General features: G+C 72.9%; 14 protein-coding genes, 1 tRNA gene and 1 riboswitch. Of the genes, 6 read left to right on the forward strand and 9 right to left on the reverse strand.

The window, feature by feature from the left end; all coding sequences use genetic code 11:
• Nucleotides 1–90: 90 nt before the first annotated feature.
• The 3 genes from orn to JOE35_RS11895 all read left to right on the forward strand — a co-directional run bounded on the left by orn (nt 91) and on the right by JOE35_RS11895 (nt 1,611).
• The gene (gene orn / locus JOE35_RS11885; RefSeq protein WP_209561241.1) at nt 91–711 is read left to right on the forward strand and encodes an oligoribonuclease; all 621 of its coding nucleotides are present in this window, start codon (nt 91–93) and stop codon (nt 709–711) included.
• Between the two features lie 40 nt (nt 712–751).
• Nucleotides 752–827: transfer RNA gene (locus JOE35_RS11890), tRNA-His, on the forward strand.
• Between the two features lie 379 nt (nt 828–1,206).
• Entirely contained in the window at nt 1,207–1,611 is a 405-nt protein-coding gene (locus JOE35_RS11895) for a metallopeptidase family protein (RefSeq protein WP_209561242.1), read from the forward strand.
• Here JOE35_RS11895 and JOE35_RS11900 read toward each other — a convergent pair.
• The 5 genes from JOE35_RS11900 to JOE35_RS11920 form a co-directional block, all read right to left on the reverse strand.
• Nucleotides 1,608–2,225 carry an ATP-binding protein gene (locus tag JOE35_RS11900; protein WP_245186105.1) on the reverse strand — a complete coding sequence of 206 codons (618 nt, stop codon included), beginning with the start codon at nt 2,223–2,225 and terminating at the stop codon, nt 1,608–1,610. The genes JOE35_RS11895 and JOE35_RS11900 overlap by 4 nt on opposite strands.
• Nucleotides 2,218–3,012 carry an energy-coupling factor transporter transmembrane protein EcfT gene (locus JOE35_RS11905; protein ID WP_209561243.1) on the reverse strand — a complete coding sequence of 265 codons (795 nt, stop codon included), beginning with the start codon at nt 3,010–3,012 and terminating at the stop codon, nt 2,218–2,220. Before JOE35_RS11905 ends, JOE35_RS11900 begins: the two co-directional genes overlap by 8 nt.
• The gene (locus JOE35_RS11910; protein WP_307803062.1) at nt 3,009–4,487 is read right to left on the reverse strand and encodes an ABC transporter ATP-binding protein; all 1,479 of its coding nucleotides are present in this window, start codon (nt 4,485–4,487) and stop codon (nt 3,009–3,011) included. The genes JOE35_RS11905 and JOE35_RS11910 overlap by 4 nt, the downstream gene beginning before the upstream one ends.
• Before the next feature lie 19 nt (nt 4,488–4,506).
• On the reverse strand, nt 4,507–5,190 hold the full coding sequence (locus JOE35_RS11915; protein WP_209561244.1) for an ECF transporter S component: 684 nt from the start codon (nt 5,188–5,190) through the stop codon (nt 4,507–4,509).
• A riboswitch (TPP riboswitch) is annotated at nt 5,182–5,292 on the reverse strand. (Overlaps the previous gene by 9 nt.)
• A 154-nt stretch (nt 5,293–5,446) precedes the next feature.
• On the reverse strand, nt 5,447–6,406 hold the full coding sequence (locus JOE35_RS11920) for an NAD(P)-dependent oxidoreductase (protein WP_209561245.1): 960 nt from the start codon (nt 6,404–6,406) through the stop codon (nt 5,447–5,449).
• A gap of 150 nt (nt 6,407–6,556) precedes the next feature.
• Between JOE35_RS11920 and glgX the strand changes: the two genes are divergently transcribed.
• The 3 genes from glgX (at nt 6,557) to treZ (ending at nt 13,033) form a co-directional block, all read left to right on the forward strand.
• Nucleotides 6,557–8,755, forward strand: a complete 2,199-nt coding sequence (gene glgX, locus JOE35_RS11925) for a glycogen debranching protein GlgX (protein ID WP_209561246.1) — start codon at nt 6,557–6,559, stop codon at nt 8,753–8,755.
• Nucleotides 8,752–11,139 carry a malto-oligosyltrehalose synthase gene (gene treY / locus JOE35_RS11930; protein ID WP_209561247.1) on the forward strand — a complete coding sequence of 796 codons (2,388 nt, stop codon included), beginning with the start codon at nt 8,752–8,754 and terminating at the stop codon, nt 11,137–11,139. The genes glgX and treY overlap by 4 nt, the downstream gene beginning before the upstream one ends.
• Before the next feature lie 136 nt (nt 11,140–11,275).
• Nucleotides 11,276–13,033 carry a malto-oligosyltrehalose trehalohydrolase gene (gene treZ, locus JOE35_RS11935; RefSeq protein ID WP_209561248.1) on the forward strand — a complete coding sequence of 586 codons (1,758 nt, stop codon included), beginning with the start codon at nt 11,276–11,278 and terminating at the stop codon, nt 13,031–13,033.
• Nucleotides 13,034–13,203: 170 nt separating this feature from the next.
• On the opposite strand, the gene JOE35_RS11940 is transcribed toward treZ, so the two are convergent.
• The 4 genes from JOE35_RS11940 to JOE35_RS11955 all read right to left on the reverse strand — a co-directional run bounded on the left by JOE35_RS11940 (nt 13,204) and on the right by JOE35_RS11955 (nt 17,010).
• A complete protein-coding gene (locus JOE35_RS11940) occupies nt 13,204–14,010 on the reverse strand; it encodes a polyprenol monophosphomannose synthase (protein WP_307803063.1) in 807 nt (268 codons plus the stop codon).
• A gap of 124 nt (nt 14,011–14,134) precedes the next feature.
• On the reverse strand, nt 14,135–14,851 hold the full coding sequence (locus JOE35_RS11945; protein WP_209561249.1) for a class F sortase: 717 nt from the start codon (nt 14,849–14,851) through the stop codon (nt 14,135–14,137).
• Complete coding sequence (locus JOE35_RS11950; protein WP_209561250.1) at nt 14,848–16,026, reverse strand: glycosyl hydrolase family 8; 1,179 nt, start codon at nt 16,024–16,026, stop codon at nt 14,848–14,850. The genes JOE35_RS11945 and JOE35_RS11950 overlap by 4 nt, the downstream gene beginning before the upstream one ends.
• Nucleotides 16,027–16,125: 99 nt before the next feature.
• Nucleotides 16,126–17,010 (reverse strand): DUF4397 domain-containing protein, encoded by an 885-nt coding sequence (locus JOE35_RS11955; RefSeq protein ID WP_209561251.1) that lies wholly within the window; start codon nt 17,008–17,010, stop codon nt 16,126–16,128.
• Between the last annotated feature and the right edge of the window lie 5 nt (nt 17,011–17,015).

Genomic DNA, 17,015 nt, shown 5'->3' on the forward strand with positions numbered 1-17,015 from the left:
TCGCCCGCCCTGCCCGGCCCGCGCCTCCTCGATCACCAGACGAGGAGGTGCGGGCCGGGTCGTGTCGGAGGCCCGGACTAGAGTGGCGGCATGGCTACGACGAACGACCGACTGGTGTGGATCGACTGCGAGATGACGGGTCTCGACATCGCCGTCGACGAGCTGGTCGAGGTGGCCGTCGTCGTCACCGACTTCGACCTCGTGCCCGTGCACCCCGGATTCACCATCGTCATCAAGCCCGACCAGTCCGCCCTCGACAACATGGGCGACTTCGTCACCGAGATGCACACGACCTCCGGGCTCATCGACGAGATCCCGAACGGCGCGAGCCTCGCCGAGGCCGAGTACGAGGTGCTCGAGTACATCCTCAAGTACGTCCCCACCGAGCAGCACGCCCCCCTCGCCGGCAACACGATCGGCACCGACCGCGCGTTCCTCGCCAAGTACATGCCCCGCGTCGACGGCCACCTGCACTACCGCAGCGTCGACGTCTCCTCCATCAAGGAGCTCGCCCGCCGCTGGTTCCCCCGTGTCTACTTCAACGCGCCCCAGAAGCACGGCGGCCACCGCGCCCTCGCCGACATCCTCGAGTCGATCCGCGAGCTCGAGTACTACCGCCGGGCCGGCTTCGTCGCCGACCCCGGCCCGACCACCGAAGACGTCCAGGCGATCTCGAAGGCCGTCGTGGACGAATGGGCGCCCCGGCTGTAGTAGAGTCTTCTCGTTGCGATCGCTCCGGCAGTCGCGCATGGTGGGTATAGCTCAGCTGGTAGAGCGCCTGGTTGTGGTCTAGGAGGCCGCGGGTTCAAGCCCCGTTACTCACCCCAATGGAAAAGTCCTGCCCTACTCGGCAGGGCTTTTCGGGGTTTTCGGCGCCTTCTTGTCTGCGACGCTTCGCGTCGAAGACGTCGGGGGTGGCCGGGCAGGTGCATCGGTGGCCGGGCGGAGGGCAACGTCGCTTCGCTTGTTGCGCCTTCGGCCGAGAAGCTACTCGGGAGCGACGAGACGGCGCGATGTTCCGCGGGGGTTCGTCGCTTTCGCGGGGGTACTTATTCGCGGGGGTACTTGGTGGCCGCAGGCGCGGCACCGGGACGCAGTGATCTGGCGAGGGCGGGTCGATTGCGGCGAGGGCGGGTCGGTCACTACCCGCCGTCGGCGCAGGCGACCCGCCGTCGGCGTCCAGGGGGTCTGTGGGACGCTGGGCTCGTGGACGACGAGAGAGCTGAGAGCGCTGAGGCGGCGGCGGCAGCGGGCATCGACCCGGCGACGCTGAGCCTCGCGCGGTTCGACGAGCTCGTCGTGGCCGAGCTTGACGAGCTGCCCGACGACATGGTCGACGGCCTCGACAACGTCGTCTTCGTCACCGACGACCGCCCCGAGGACGGCTCCCTCGACCTGCTGGGCCTCTACGACGGGGTCGCCCTGACCGAGCGCGGCACCTACGGCTTCGGCGAGCTGCCCGACCGGATCATCCTCTACCGCGAGCCGCACCTCGCCGTCGTCGACACCGAGGACGAGCTCCGCGACGAGATCCACGTCACGCTCGTCCACGAGATCGCCCACTTCTACGGCATCGACGACGCCCAGCTGCACGAGCTCGGCTGGGCCTAGCCCGCCGAGCCGTCGGCGCGTTCCCCGATCGAGTCGCCGAGCCTGACGTCCACGACGACGTCGGCCAGGCCGCGTGGGTCCTCGGCCGCGAGGTGGCGCTCCTCCTGCTCGGCCCAGACGTCCCACCACGGCTCGTAGGTCGCCCCGTCCCGGCGCAGCGCGCGGGCTCGCCGGGTCGAGTCGTCGAGCTCCAGCCAGACACGCAGCGTCGCGAGGGCCGAGGAGGCGCGGGTCAGCGCCCCGGCGCCCTCGACGACCACCGAGACGGCCGGGTCGAGCGTCCGCCGCTCCCCCGGCACGCCATGCTCCCAGTCCCACGTGGTCCACCCCGGGTCCGCCGCCGCGAGGACGAACGACTCGACGATCCGCGATGCGGCCTCGAGCCCGTGCCAGCCCGGGTAGACGTCGTCGAGGTGGACGAGCTGCACCGGCCCGAGGCGGTCGACCGGCCAGGCAGCGACCAGGCGGCGAGCCAGCGTGGTCTTGCCCGAGCCGGAGCGGCCGTCGATCAGCACGATGACGCGCGACCGGTCGACCCGCGCCTCCTGCGCCCGGCACAGCAGGTCGACGACGACGTCAGGAGACCGTCGACCAGGTGACCGTCCGTCACGCAAGGACGAACTCCCAGGTCCCCGCGAGCACCGCGCTCGTGACCGCAGCCGCGGCGATCAGCACGCCGATGGCGAGGAGCACGGCGTCGCGGAGCCCCACGGTCGACGGCCGGGCCCAGGTGCGCGAGGTGTCCGAGCCGAAGCCCTTCGCCTCCATGGCCGTCGCGAGCTTGCTGCCCCGGCGCACCGAGAGCACCAGCAGCGCGAAGGCCTGCCCCGCGAGTCGACGAGCGACGGCGACCGGCCCGCGCGCGTCCGCGACGCCCCGGGCACGACGGGCGAGTGCCAGCTGACGCCAGTCGTCCGCGAACAGCCCGGCGAGCCGGAGGCCCGCGAGTCCGCCGAGCACGAACCGGGCCGGCAGCCGGAGCACCTGCGCGAGGCCGTCGGCGAGGTCGGTGGGGTCTGTGGTGGCGAGCAGGACGATGCCGGGGATGCCGACCGCGAGGATGCGCAGGCCGATCGCGAAGGCGAGTGAGACGGACCCCTCCGTCACGCTGATCCACCAGAACTGCAGCAGCACGGCGCCGTCGTCCCGGCCGTAGAGGGTCGTGACGACGATCGACATCGGCGCGGCGACCCACAGGGGCGCGGTGCGGCGCAGCAGCTGTCGTGCCGACAGTCCCGCCCAGGGCAGCAGCAACAGCTCGAGCCCGAGCGCCACCCCCGCAGACACCCAGTCGATCGAGAGCAGCAGCACCACCGAGACGACGAGCGCGGCGAGCAGCTTCGCGACGGGGTTGATCCGCCCGACGACGCGGTCGGTCTCGATCGCCTCGAGCAGGCTCATCGTGCAGCCTCGGCGACGACAGGTCGTTCGAGCACGAGGACGTCGTCGGCCAGGGCCTCGACGAACTCGGCGTCGTGCGTCACGGCCACGATGCTGCGTCCCTCGTCGACGAGCCCCGCCAGGAGGGCGACGAGCTCCCGCCAGGTGCGCGCGTCCTGCCCGAAGGTCGGCTCGTCGAGCACGAGGAGGCGCGGCCGGGAGGCGAGGACGGTCGCGACCGACAGGCGCCGCTTCTCCCCTCCCGACAGCGTGAACGGGTTGGCACCGGCGAGGTGGTCGAGCCGGAGGCGCGCCAGGAGCTCGTCGACGCGCTCGGCGACCTGCGCGGCCGGCTCGCCGAGCGCCTCCGGCCCGACCGCCAGCTCGCGCCGCACGGTCGGGGTGAGGAACTGGTGCTCCGGGTCCTGGAACACCGTGCCGACGCGGGTCAGCAGCTCGCGCGAACGCCAGCGGACGGGCACGCTGCCGGCTCCGGCAGCGAGCTCGGGCGTGGCGTGCAGCTCGCCCGCGACGGGGGCGAGCAGACCGGCGAGGGTCAGGGCGAGCGTCGACTTGCCCGCGCCGTTCGCGCCCGTGACGGCCAGCGTGCGGGAGTCGTGGACGGTCAAGTCGACGCCAGAGGCGACGGCACGGCCCCGCGGGCCGCGGTGGCCGACGGCCAGCCCGGCTGCCTCGAGCAGCGGCCCCCGCGAGGAGGCGCGGTGTCGGACGGGCGGCTCGGGCACGACCCCGGGGACCCACACCCCCGCCTCCGTGAGCCGACCTCGCTGCCGGTCGAGCACCTCCTCGGGAGCCCCGTCCGCGAGCACGCCGCCGTCCGCGGCGAGCACGACGACGCGGTCGACGACGGGCAGCCAGACGGAGACGCGGTGCTCGACCACGACGAGCGTCGCCCCGGTCCGCTCGGCGACCCGGGCGACGGCGTCGCGCACCTCGACGACGCCGCCGGGGTCGAGGTTCGCCGTCGGCTCGTCGAGCAGCACGAGCCCCGGGCGCATGGCCAGGGCGCCGGCGAGCGCGAGGCGCTGCTTCTGCCCGCCGCTGAGCTGGGCGGTCGGCCACGAGCGCGGCAGGTCGAGCCCGACCGCGTCGAGGGCGTCGTCGACACGGCGCCAGGTCTCGCCGCGCGGCACTCCGATGTTCTCGCAGCCGAAGGCCACGTCGTCGCCGACGCGGGCGAGCACGACCTGCGAGTCGGGATCCTGCAGCACCAGGCCGACGCGGCCGCGCTGCTCGGCCGGCGGCCGCCCGTCGACGAGCAGCTCGCCGCGGGCGTCGCCCTCGTCGTCGCCGCCGAGCACGCCGGCGAGCCCGGCGAGCAGCGTCGACTTGCCGGCCCCCGAGGCACCGAGCAGCAGCACGCGCTCGCCCGGCTCGACGACGAGGTCGAGCTCGGACACGGCCGGGCGGAGACGGCCGGCGTGCCGCCACCCCCAGCCGCGGGCGTCGACCCTGGCGCCGGAGGCGGTGGTCACGTCGTCGACGGCGTGCCGCTCAGACTCGCGCCTCGGCCGACCGGCCGGAGGCGAATCGGCTGAGGGCGCCGGTGCGGGCGAGCCCGCGAGCGGCGAGCCAGGAGAGGGAGCCCGCGAGGACGACTCCGGAGGTGACGGCGCTGATGCCGTAGACGAGCTTGTACTCGAGGGTCGTCGCGGCGATCGACGAGAGCGACGTGTCGAGCAGGGCGACGGCGAGGCCGGCACCCGCACCGGCGAGCATCGAGACGTGGAGGCGCCAGGACGAGTAGAGGAACGCGGCGAAGACGAGCTCCGCACCGAGACCCTCGACGACGCCCCAGATGAGCGTGGAGAAGCCCCACTGCGTGCCGATCAGCATCGACACGACGGCCGCCATCACCTCGGTGTAGACCGCGGCGCCCGGCTTGCGGATGATCAGCCCGCCGAGCACGCCGGCGAAGAGCCAGCCTCCCGACAGCAGGCCCGAGAGGCCGGGCGTGAAGGCCAGCAGGTTGCTGAGCGGCTCCCACGCGAGGCCCCAGGCCCAGAAGACGACGCCGCAGGCGACGCCGATCACGCTGGCGACGACGATGTCGACGACGCGCCAGCGACGCGACGGCCTCGGCGATCTCTGCGACCTCTGCGACCTCTGCGACCCCGAGGCTGTGGGGCGATCCTGGCGATCGGGCTGAGCCTCGTTCGCGGACACGGAAACAGACATGTTCTCTCCTCCCTGCGCTGGCATGATCCAGATCAGGTTCGACGGTCGAAGCGTGGATCGCTTCCTCTCAGCCCGGATCACCGGACTCCCGTGTGTGTGCCGCCGAGCATAGCGCCGCTGCGGCCCGGCCGCGTGGACGGGCGTTCGTCACAGATCAGGAAGAGAGCGCTCGCGCCTCCTGAGCTGTGCACGGTTCAGGACGATCGGCACCTCCGTTGCGGGGATCAGGCGCGATCTTCCTGAATGAGGAGGCAGGTCAGGCGAGGGTGAGCTGGCCGTCCGCGCGCAGCCACTCGAGGCCCTCGACGATCGCCTCGACCGACGTCCACCGCGGCGCGTAGCCGAGCAGACGGCGCGCCTTGTCGATGCTCATCGAGTGGCTGCGCGACAGGTGCTCCCATGACGCGTCCGCCGACTCGGGGCTGCGCTGGGCTCGGAAGTCCTCGAACGACGCGACCGTGAGGTGCGCCTCCTGCCCGAAGGTCCTCGCGACCTGCTCGGCGAGGCCGCGCAGGGTCACCGCGCGCTCGCTGACGACGTGGAACGACTCCCCCACGGCCTGTGCCGGACGCTCGACGGCCCGCTGGAATGCCTGCGCGACGTCGTCGGCGTGCACGTGGTGGACGGTCTCGAGCCCGAGCCCCGGCATGACGACCTCGCGGCCCGCGGCGAGCGCCTCCCACACGTCGAGGTCGAGGTTGCCGACGGCGTTGATCATCGGCCAGCCGGGCCCGGTGATGTGCCCGGGGTGCAGCACGGCGCTCTGCACGCCGCCGGGCCGTCGCGACTCGGCGAGCAGCAGGCGCTCGATCTCGGCCTTCTGCGTGCCGTACTCGCCGAACGGCGTGCGCCGCGCCTCCTCTGTGACCGGCACCTCGGCCGACGGGCCGTGCACCCAGATGGTGCCGCAGTGCAGCAGCACGGTGCCGCTGCCCCGCAGCGCCTCGACGAGCGACAGGGCGGAGGCGGGCGTGAAGCAGATCAGGTCGACGACGACGTCGGCGTGCAGGTCGGCGATCGCCCGCCCGAACGAGCCGTCGGCGTCGCCGGCGTCGCGGTCGAGCTGCACCCGCTCGACGCCCGACCAGGCGGCGTGCTCGCGGTAGGGCGCCGAGGTGCCGCGCGACACGGCGACGACGTCGTGCCCGGCGAGCACGAGCCGGGGCACGAGGTAGCCGCCGACGTGGCCGGTGGCGCCGATCACGACGACCCTCACGACGAGGCCTCGACGAGGAGGCGCGGGCGGGGGTCGAGGACAGCTGCCGTCGTCGGCAGCGCTGCGGTCGTCATGCCCCGACGCTAGGCGCGGCGGCCCCGGTGCGCCCGCTGCCCGTAGGCTGACGTGGTCCACGACCCGGAGGTCCGATTGCACACCTGGCCAGGCAACCCCTACCCGCTCGGCGCCACCTACGACGGCAGCGGCACCAACTTCGCGATCTTCAGCGAGGCGGCCAGCAAGGTCGAGCTGTGCCTCTTCGACGCCGACGGCGCCGAGACGCGCGTGCCCCTCACCGAGGTCGACGCCTACGTCTGGCACGCCTACCTGCCGACGGTGCAGCCCGGGCAGAAGTACGGCTACCGCGTGCACGGCGACTACGACCCCGCGACGGGCTCGCGGGCCAACCCCGCCAAGCTGCTGCTCGACCCCTACGCCAAGGCCACCTGCGGCGAGATCGACTGGGACGAGTCGCTCTTCGCGTACCACTTCGGCGACCCCGACTCGCGGAACGACGACGACAGCGGCCCGCACATGATGCTCGGCGTCGTCATCAACCCGTTCTTCGACTGGCAGGGCGACCGCCCCCCGAAGTACAGCTACGACGAGACCGTCATCTACGAGGCGCACGTCAAGGGGCTCACCGAGACCCATCCCGACATCCCCGAGGACGAGCGCGGCACCTACGCCGGCGTCGCCCACCCGGCGATCATCGAGCACCTCAAGAAGCTCGGCATCACGACCCTCGAGCTGATGCCCGTGCACCAGTTCGTGCAGGACAACACGCTGCTCGAGAAGGGCCTCAGCAACTACTGGGGCTACAACACCATCGGCTTCTTCGCGCCGCACGCGGCCTACTCGGCCACCGGCGACATCGGCCAGCAGGTGCAGGAGTTCAAGACGATGGTGCGGGTGCTGCACGCGGCCGGCATCGAGGTCATCATCGACGTCGTCTACAACCACACGGCCGAGGGCAACCACCTCGGGCCGACGCTGTCGTTCAAGGGCATCGACAACGCCGCCTACTACCGGCTGATGGACGGCGACGCCAAGCACTACATGGACTACACGGGCACCGGCAACAGCCTGAACGTCCGTCACCCGCACTCGCTGCAGCTGATCATGGACAGCCTGCGGTACTGGGTGACCGAGATGCACGTCGACGGGTTCCGGTTCGACCTCGCCGCCTCCCTCGCCCGCGAGTTCTACGAGGTCGACCGGCTGTCGACCTTCTTCGAGCTCGTGCAGCAGGACCCGATCGTGTCGCAGGTCAAGCTGATCGCCGAGCCGTGGGACGTCGGCCCCGGCGGCTACCAGGTCGGCAACTTCCCGCCCCAGTGGACGGAGTGGAACGGCAAGTACCGCGACACCGTCCGCGACTTCTGGCGCGGCGAGCCCTCCACGCTCGGCGAGTTCGCGAGCCGCATCACCGGCTCGGCCGACCTCTACGAGCGCGACGGCCGCCGACCCGTCGCGAGCATCAACTTCGTCACCGCGCACGACGGCTTCACGATGCGCGACCTCGTCAGCTACAACGACAAGGTCAACGACGCGAACGGCGAGGGCGGCGCCGACGGCGAGAGCCACAACCGGTCGTGGAACAGCGGCGTCGAGGGCGAGACCGACGACCCGCAGGTGCGGGCCCTCCGCGAGCAGCGCCAGCGCAGCTTCCTGGCCACGCTGCTGCTCAGCCAGGGCGTCCCGATGCTGCTGCACGGCGACGAGCTCGGACGCACCCAGCGCGGCAACAACAACACGTACGCGCAGGACAACGAGATCAGCTGGATCGACTGGGAGGCGGCTGACCGCGAGCTCGTCGAGTTCGTCGCCGAGGTGATCAAGCTGCGGCACGACCACCCCACGTTCCGTCGTCAGCGCTACTTCAACGGCCGCCCCGTCACCCGGGGCGAGGGCGAGCCCCTGCCCGACATCGTCTGGCTGACGCCCGAGGGCGACGCCATGCAGGAGGGCGAGTGGAACGAGTCGTACGCCAAGGCGATCGGCATGTTCCTGAACGGCGACGGCATCAGGGGCCGCGACCAGCGCGGCGGCCGCATCACCGACGTGAACTTCGTCCTGTACTTCAACGCGAGCGCCGAGACGGTCACCTTCGTCCTGCCGCCCGACGAGTACGCCGAGGGCTGGGAGGTGGTCGTCGACAGCACCGTCGCCGCGCCTCCGCCCCCTGCCCAGTCGGCCCCGCGCACGCCGACCGCGACGCGCGCCGCGACCACCACCCAGCCCCCCAGCACGCCGCAGGTCCCTGCCGCGCTGCTCGCCGGCGACCGGCTCCCCGTGGCGGGCCGTTCCCTCGTCGTCCTCCGAGCCACGGCCGAGGAGCACGCGTGACCCGACACGACCACCCCCGATCCACCTACCGGCTGCAGATCAGGGCGGGCTTCGACCTGTTCGCAGCGGCCGACCAGGTGCAGTACCTGCGCGACCTCGGCGCCGACTGGGTCTACCTGTCGCCCGTGCTCGAGGCCGAGCCCGGCAGCGACCACGGCTACGACGTCGTCGACCACAGCCGGGTCGACCCGGCTCGCGGCGGCGCGGCCGGCCTCGACGCCTTGTCCGAGAAGGCCCACGGCGCCGACCTGGGCGTGCTCGTCGACATCGTGCCGAACCACGTGGGCGTCGCGACCCCGAAGGCCAGCACCTGGTGGTGGGACCTGCTGACGCACGGTCGGGACAGCAAGTACGCCGACGCCTTCGACATCGACTGGGCGGCTGGCGGCGGCAAGGTGCTGCTGCCCGTGCTGGGCGAGCCCGCGGGCCCCGACGGCCGGATCGAGGGCCTCGAGGTCGTCGACGGCGAGCTGCACTACTACGACAACGTGTACCCGATCGCGCCCGGGACGCTCGGCGACGCCGCTGATGACGCCGCCGCCGTGCACGCTCGCCAGAACTACGAGCTCGTGCACTGGAAGCGTGCCGACACCGACCTGAACTACCGCCGCTTCTTCGCGGTGAACACCCTCGCCGGCATCCGCGTCGAAGAAGGCTGGGTGTTCGACGAGTCGCACGCCGAGATCGGCCGCTGGTTCCGCGAGGGCCTCGTCGACGGGCTCCGCGTCGACCACCCGGACGGCCTGGCCGACCCTGGCGGCTACCTCGACCGGCTCGCCGCGCTGACCGGCGGCGCCCACGTGCTCGTCGAGAAGATCCTCGAGGGCGACGAGCGTCTCCCTGAGGACTGGGCGACCGACGGCACCACCGGCTACGACGCCCTCGCCGACCTCGACCGCGTCTTCGTCGACCCGCGCGGCGCCGCCGCGCTCGACGGCCTCGACTCGCGCCTCCGCGCCGACGACGACAGCGCACACTCCCCCGCGGACGGCGACGCCCGCGCCTCGGACGAGGCGGTCGACTGGCAGCGCATGATCCTCGGCACGAAGCGCGGCATCGCCGACGGCATCCTCGGCAGCGAGATCCGTCGCCTGGCCCGCCTGGTCTCGGACGACGGCCGCGCCGACGAGCAGGTCGTCGACGCGCTCGCCGAGCTCGCGGCGGCGTTCCCCGTCTACCGGAGCTACCTCCCGCAGGGTGCGGACCAGCTCGCGCGCGCGGCCGAGGTCGCGACCGAGAGCCGTCCCGACCTCGCGGAAGTGATCGCCCGCGTCGTCGCCGTCCTCGCCGACGAGGCCCACCCGGCCTCCGTCCGCTTCCAGCAGACGAGCGGCATGGTCATGGCGAAGGGCGTCGAGGACACGGCGTTCTACCGCTACAGCCGCCTCGCGACCCTCACCGAGGTCGGGGCCGACCCCGCCGAGTTCTCTCTGACGCCCGCCGAGTTCCACGCTCGCCAGCAGGCCCGCCTCGCCGAGCGTCCGTTCGGCATGACGACCCTGTCGACGCACGACACGAAGCGCAGCGCCGACGTGCGCTCGCGCATCACCGTGCTCTCCGAGATCGGCGACGAGTGGACCGCGACGCTCGAGCGCCTCCGCGACCTCGCCCCGATCGGCGACGGCCCGTTCGAGAACATCCTCTGGCAGAGCGTCGTCGGCGCCTGGCCCGCCTCGCGTCAGCGCCTGCACGACTACGCCGAGAAGGCGAGCCGCGAGGCGAGCACCTCGACCACGTGGACGGACCGCACCGCCGAGGCCGAGGCCTTCGAGGAGCGCATGCACGCGGCGATCGACGCCGTCTTCGACCACGAGGAGGTGCGGCACGAGATCGAGAGGATCGTCGACGTCGTCCGCGCCCCCGGTCGCAGCAACTCGCTCGGCCTGGCGCTGCTGCAGCTGACCGGCCCGGGCAGCCCCGACGTGTACCAGGGCGGCGAGCTGTGGGACCACTCGCTCGTCGACCCGGACAACCGACGCGAGGTCGACTTCGCGCTGCGCCGCCGCCTCCTCGACCAGGTCGCGGCCGGCGAGACGCCGCCGGTCGACGAGACCGGTGCGGCGAAGCTTCTCGTCACGCACCGGGCCCTGACGCTGCGTCGCGACCGGCCGGAGCTGTTCACGCGCTACGGCGCCCTGCCGGTGTTCGGCGACCAGGTCGACTCGGCCGTGGCCGCCGACCGGGGCGGTGCGCTGACGATCGCGACGCGCCTGCCCGTCGCCCTCGAGCAGGCGGGGGGCTGGGGCGACACCGTCGTCCTCGTCCAGGGCCGCCGCTGGCGCGACGTGCTCACCGGGCGCGTGCACGAGGGCGGGCGCCTGCGCCTCGCCGACGTGCTCGACACGTACCCCGTCGCGCTGCTCGTCCCTGCTGAAGAGCAGTAAGGACGCCGCAGGGCACGAACAGCCGCCGTCCGCACGACTACCGTCGACCCCCTGCGGGTCGGCGGTTCGTCGTCCCGCCCGCAGTCACCCGACCACCTGCACCTTTCCCCCACCACCACACCTCCCGAGGAGACCGATGAGCGTCTACGACGTCTGGGCACCCACCGCGACCACCGTGCAGCTGCACCTCGACGGCGACGTGCTGCCGCTCGAGCACGAGGCCTCCACCGGGTGGTGGCGCGCGGCCGCCGACCTCGACCGCTCCCCCGGCCACCGCTACGGGTTCCTCGTCGACGACGGCGAGACGCCGCTGCCCGACCCGCGGTCGCGGCGGCAGCCGGACGGGGTGCACGGCCTGAGCGAGACCTGGGACGGCGACTCCTTCGACTGGACCGACGCCTCCTGGACGGGTCGTCAGCTCGCCGGCGCGGTGATCTACGAGCTGCACGTCGGCACCTTCACGCCGGACGGCACGCTCGACTCGGCGATCGAGAAGCTGCCGCACCTGGTCGAGCTGGGCGTCGACCTCGTCGAGCTGCTGCCGGTCAACGGCGTGAACGGCCGCTGGAACTGGGGCTACGACGGGGTCGACTGGTTCACGGTCACCGACAACTACGGCGGCCCCGACGCCTACCAGCGCTTCGTCGACGCCGCGCACGCCGCCGGCCTCGGCGTCGTGCAGGACGTCGTCTACAACCACCTCGGCCCCTCGGGCAACTACCTGCCCGTGTTCGGCCCGTACCTGTCGAGCAAGCACGCGAACACGTGGGGCGACAACGTCAACCTCGACGACGAGGGCTCGCACGAGGTGCGCGAGTTCATCCTCGACAACGCGCTGATGTGGTTCGAGCGGTTCCACGTCGACGCCCTGCGGCTCGACGCCGTGCACGCGCTCGTCGACGACAGCCCCGTGCACCTGCTGCAGGAGTTGGGCGAGCGCACCGCCGCCCTCAGCGCCCACCTGAGCCGCCCGCTGACGCTGATCGCCGAGAGCGACCTCAACGACGCACGGCTCGTCACGCCGCGTGACGGCGGCGGCTTCGGTCCCGACCACCGGCAGGGCTACGGGCTCGACGGGCAGTGGAGCGACGACTTCCACCACGCGCTGCACGTCGCCCTGACCGGCGAGACGAACAGCTGGTACGCCGACTTCGCGTCGCTCGACTCGCTCGCGAAGGTCGTCACGAAGGGGTTCTTCCACGACGGCACCTGGTCGTCGTTCCGCGAGGCCGACCACGGCCACCCGGTCGACGTGGAGCACATGCCCGGCTGGCGTCTCGTCGTCGCGAACCAGAACCACGACCAGATCGGCAACCGGGCCGTGGGCGACCGCCTCGCGGCCACCCTCGACGACGGGCAGCTGCAGATCGCGGCCACACTGACCCTGACCTCGCCGTACACGCCGATGCTGTTCATGGGCGAGGAGTGGGGCGCGTCGACCCCGTGGCAGTTCTTCACGTCGCACCCGGAGAAGGAGCTCGGCGAGGCGACCGCGAAGGGCCGCATCGCCGAGTTCGCGAAGTCGGGCTGGGACGAGTCGGTCGTGCCCGACCCGCAGGACCCGCAGACGTTCGAGGACTCGAAGCTGGACTGGTCGGAGCTCGGGCGCGGGCGCCACGCCCTGCTGCTCGATGCCTACCAGCAGCTCACGGCGCTGCGCCGGGCCGAGCCCGAGCTGACCGACCCGCGCCTCGGGCTCACCTCAGTCGAGCACGACGCCGAGGCCGGCTGGTTCGTGATGACCAGGGGCACGATCCGGGTGGCCGTCAACTTCGGGACGCAGGAGGCGCGGCCTGGCGTGCGCGCCTCCTCCGTCCTGTTCGCCAGTGACGACTCGATCGCGGCCGGCGCCGAGCTGGTGCTGCCGCCGCACTCTGTCGCGGTGGTCCGCTGACCGCTCCGCACGAGCCGCACGGGCCTCACGGCCGAGGGCGGGTCGCCTGCTCCGAGGGCGGGTCGTTCGCGACCCGCCCTCGAGCACGGCGACCCGCCCTCGACGTTGTTGACGACGTCCGCACGGCCGGGGCTGACCACCCCTGCCGTGCGGACGGTGCCGCCTCCCTGCTAGCGCGCCTGCGCGTGGCGCACGACGGGCCCGACCCGGTGCGACGTCGCGCGGACGCTCGGCAGGCGACGGTGTCGCACGACCAGCTCGACGAGGGCACGCCCTCGTCGGCGGAGACCCCAGAGGGTCACCTTGGTCAGCGACTCCCTGACGATCGAGCCGCTCATCTTCGAGGCGCCGTGGACGCGCTCGGTGAACGTGATCGGAGTCTCGACGACCCGGAGGCCCGCCTGGAGGGCGCGCCAGAGCAGGTCGACCTGGAAGCAGTAGCCACGCGACTCGACGGCGTCGAGGTCGATGCGGCGGAGGGCCGAGGCCCGGAACGCGCGGAACCCGCCCGTCGTGTCGGCCACGCGGATCCCGAGGGCCCCGCGGGTGTACCAGCTGCCGCCGCGGCTGAGCAGCTCGCGCCGCAGCGGCCAGTTCTCGACCTCGCCGCCCGGCACCCAGCGCGAGCCGAGCACGAGGTCGTCGTCCGAGAGCAGGCCGAGCATGCGGGGCAGGTCCTCGGGGTGGTGCGAGCCGTCGGCGTCCATCTCGACGATCGCGTCGTAGCCCCGCTCGAGGCCCCAGGCGAAGCCTGCGAGGTAGGCGGCGCCGAGGCCCGCCTTCTCGGTGCGGTGCATCACGTGCACGCGGGGCTCGCGGGCGGCCCAGTTGTCGGCCAGGGCGCCGGTGCCGTCGGGCGAGCCGTCGTCGACGACGAGCACGTCGACGGCGGCGCCGGACGCGAGGGTCCTGCTGACGATCATGTCGAGGTTCTCCCTCTCGTCGTAGGTGGGGATGATCACGAGCGCGTCGTTCACGGGGTGGTCCTTTCCGGTCGGGTCGGAGAGAAGGGCGGTGCGGGTCGGGTGAGGGAGGTGCGGTGCCGGCCGGTGCGTCGGGTGCGTCGGCCGCAGGGGCGTGCGGTGGAGTCGGTCCGGGGCGTCAGCTCGTCGGCACGAGGTCGGCGAACACGATGAGGTTGTCGACGTAGTGCCCGGTCGAGCGGTCGAACGTGCCGTCGCAGGTGATCAGCCGCAGGCTCGGCGTCGGCGTCGAGCCGTAGACGTCGCTGGTCGGGAACGTCGCCTTGGGCGTCCGCTCGCTGCCCGTGACGCGGAAGGTCTCGACCGTGCCGGTGGACAGGGTCACCTGGATCTCGTCGCCGACCGCCAGCTTCGCCAGGTCGACGAAGACGGCAGGTCCGCTGCCCGAGTCCACGTGGCCGGCGATGACGGCCGGTCCGACGGCGCCGGGCACGGTGCCGTCGCGGTACCAGCCCGCCGAGTCCCACGCCTGGGGCGGGTCGAGCTCGCCGGCGGCTCCGAGGCCGAGGTCCTCGAGTCCCGAGTCGACCCCGATGGCCGGGATCTGCACGCGCTCGGGCGTCGCCCCCGCAGGAGGCGCGGTGTACGACTGCGCCGCCGGGTCCTGGAACGAGCCAGCGGCTCCGCTGCCGGGGTCGGCACCCGTCGAGGCGGACGACGTCGGCTCGGCGGTGGCCGCCGTCGAGGCCGGACCCTGCGCGTCCGCGCCGGCCCCGCCTCCTCCCGGCTGCGCCGCCACGGCGGCGACGGTCGCGCCCCCGGCGAGCAGCAGCACGGCCGCGCCGAGCGCGATCGCGGCACGACGGTGCGACGAGACGAACTGCGAGACGCTCATCGGGACACCGCCAGGGGCGAGCAGGCTCCGAGGGCCGAGCCCTCGCCGTCGAGCTGCAGGGCGGCCAGCGCAGCCCAGGCCGCGCCGTAGTAGGTCGGCGTCGACTGCGCGAGCGCGTCGGCTCGGCCGAGGTCCTCCGCGGCGGCGTCGGGCTCGCCGGCGCTGGCGAGCGCGGCGGCACGGGCGGCGTAGGCGAGCGGGCTCTGGTCCTGGCCGACCTGCTGGCCGCCCAGGTCGAGCTGCATCGGCAGGTCGGGGTAGCGCTGCAGCACGGGTGCGAGCCGGGCGGCGAGCGCGACGTCGACCGGGTCGCACGACTCCGCGTAGCGGAGCGCGAGGCGGCCGGCGTCGTAGCTGTACTGCACGGTGCCCGACGAGCCGTCGGCGCTCGGCAGCGGGACGACGGTGCCGTCCTGCTGCACCTGCGCCCAGTCGCTCGGCAGCGCCGTGGCGGTCAGCACGTTCGTGGTGACGGCGCGCGAGCCCTGCTCGAGCTCGGCCCAGCGGGGGTCTCCGCTGGCCTCGCCGAGCTGAGCGAACGCGGCCGGCGCCGCGTAGGAGGGGTTGTACGACCACGGGCCGGAGCCGGCGGCCCAGGGGCCGGGGAGCAGGATGCGCCCCACGTCGGTGCTGGCGGTCATCTCGTCGAGCACGTCCGACCCGAGCTGGACGCCCTCGGCGGTCCAGGTGGGGCGGTCGAACGACTTCCCGGCGACCACGAGGGCCCTGGCGGCGTCGACGTCGGCGTCGCTGGCGGGCATGTCGTCGACGACGGCGCCGTCGGCCCAGCGCCAGGCGAGCAGTCCGTCCGGCCTGACCAGCTCCTCCTTCGTCCAGTCCCAGATGGCGGCGAAGCGGTCCTCGTCGCCGACGGCCGCCGCGACGAGCATGCCGTAGGCCTGTCCCTCGCTGACGGTGTCGTCGCCCTGGTCGCGTCGCACGACACGGCCGTCGTCGTCCACCCACTCGTCGAGGAAGTCCTGGCCGATCTGCGTGGCGGTGCGGGCGTCGGGAGTGCTGTCGCCGGTGCCGGGGTCGCTGCTCTCGGCAGGCCCCCCTGCGGTGCGGTCGGGGGCGCCGCCGGGTGCTCCGACGACGAGGAGGGCGATGCCGGCGGTCACGGCCACTGCCGCGACGACCACTGCGGCGAGCAGTGCCTTCGTCTTCTTCGTCATGTCGTTCCTCTGAGGGTCTCGGTGTGCGTCACGGGGTGCTGCGGGCAGGTCCGGAGGAGGAGCGGCGACGATCGTCGCTCACCGCGCCTCCCCGGCGCCTCAGGCTCCGAACCAGCTGCGGACGGTCGCCCAGAATCCAGCAGGCTCGTCCTTGACGGGGTGCTCGGCGAGGTAGCCGCCGCCCGTCTGGACGCCGCCCACGGGGGCCTGAGCCGTCGCCGCGCTGTCCACGACCGGCACGACGGTGAGGCCGCCGGTCGAGTTGTCGAGCACGAACAGGGTGTTGATGCTGCCGGCCGCGAGGTCGACGTCGCTCTTGCCGGTGACCTTCTGACCCGTCAGGGCCAGGCTCCAGGGGCCGGCCGCGACCTCGGCGTAGCCGCTGGCGCTGCCGAAGCTGGCCTTGTCGGCGATCGTCGTGCCGGTCGTGGTCGACACCGAGACGTCCTTGCTCACCGTCGCGGCCTGGAACAGGCGCACCTTGGCCTGGCCGTCGGTGGGCGGCGTGAGGTCGTCCTTGACGACGCGGGTCTCGAGGTCGTCGTTCGGGCCGTAGGCGAGGGCCGTGATCGGCTGGCCGCTGTCGACGGTGACGTTCGTCGTGATGACCGGCTTCGTGTCGGCGGGCGCGTCGGCGGCGGTCATCGAGACCACGTAGGTGCCGGGCGTCAGCGCCTGGTAGGGGCTGACCTGGCCGAAGGTGACGTCGTCGAGGTCCATGACGACCTGGCCCCCGGCGAGGGAGGTGAGGGTCACGTCGACCGACTTGGTGTCGGGCGAGAGGTGGCCGACCCGGACCCAGCCGTCGCCCTCGGCGGCGTGCGCGGGCGAGGCGCCGACGAGCGAGCCGGCGAGGGCGACGCCGGTCGCCGCGGTCAGCGCGAGGACGGTCACGAGACGGCGCCTCGGGGCGGTGGTCGAGGAGGCGACGGCCGCGTCGGCGGTGCGTGCGGTGCTGCTGGTGCTGCTGTGGAGTGGTGCCATGAGGA

Source organism: Frigoribacterium sp. PvP032 (assembly GCF_017833035.1).
Taxonomy (GTDB): Bacteria; Actinomycetota; Actinomycetes; order Actinomycetales; family Microbacteriaceae; genus Frigoribacterium.

What these genes read in the sequence shown, in the direction of transcription:
- JOE35_RS11905 (WP_209561243.1), bottom strand. Translation starts at nt 3,012, where the DNA reads ATGAGCCTGCTCGAGGCGATCGAGACCGACCGCGTCGTCGGGCGGATC.
- JOE35_RS11950 (WP_209561250.1), bottom strand. Translation starts at nt 16,026, where the DNA reads ATGACGAAGAAGACGAAGGCACTGCTCGCCGCAGTGGTCGTCGCGGCA.
- treZ (WP_209561248.1), top strand. Translation starts at nt 11,276, where the DNA reads ATGAGCGTCTACGACGTCTGGGCACCCACCGCGACCACCGTGCAGCTG.
- JOE35_RS11945 (WP_209561249.1), bottom strand. Translation starts at nt 14,851, where the DNA reads ATGAGCGTCTCGCAGTTCGTCTCGTCGCACCGTCGTGCCGCGATCGCG.
- JOE35_RS11955 (WP_209561251.1), bottom strand. Translation starts at nt 17,010, where the DNA reads ATGGCACCACTCCACAGCAGCACCAGCAGCACCGCACGCACCGCCGAC.
- JOE35_RS11915 (WP_209561244.1), bottom strand. Translation starts at nt 5,190, where the DNA reads ATGTCTGTTTCCGTGTCCGCGAACGAGGCTCAGCCCGATCGCCAGGAT.
- orn (WP_209561241.1), top strand. Translation starts at nt 91, where the DNA reads ATGGCTACGACGAACGACCGACTGGTGTGGATCGACTGCGAGATGACG.